Origin of the sequence: Burkholderia sp. SIMBA_051, from assembly GCF_046534915.1 — a bacterium.
Taxonomy (GTDB): domain Bacteria; phylum Pseudomonadota; class Gammaproteobacteria; order Burkholderiales; family Burkholderiaceae; genus Burkholderia; species Burkholderia ambifaria.
Map to the genome: position 1 here is coordinate 1 of NZ_JAWRXS010000235.1, position 275 is coordinate 275.

At 65.8% G+C, this 275-nt stretch carries 1 protein-coding gene; it reads left to right on the plus strand.

Translation table 11 applies throughout. The features are described 5' to 3' along the window. On the plus strand, positions 1-275 hold a 275-nt coding region (locus SB771_RS34335; RefSeq protein ID WP_410721954.1), incomplete at both ends, for a CDP-diacylglycerol diphosphatase.

Sequence of the window (275 nt, forward strand, 5' to 3'; positions counted from 1 at the left end):
CGCCGCGCTCGCGCGTCACGCGAAAGACGCCCCCGGCGAATGGCGCTGGGATACGCTCAACGGCAACCGCTACCGGATCATGCGCGTCACCACCCTCATGCAAGCAGGCAATCCGTTCAGCCTCGTCGCGCGAGACAATCAGAATGTCGAGGCGATGGCCATGCAAACCATCCTCGTGACGGGCGCGGGAGCATTCGCCGACAAGGACGGCTGGCTCGTCGTGAACAGCGGCATGGAGGTCGACAACGGCACCGGCTCGGCGGAAGGCTTGCTCG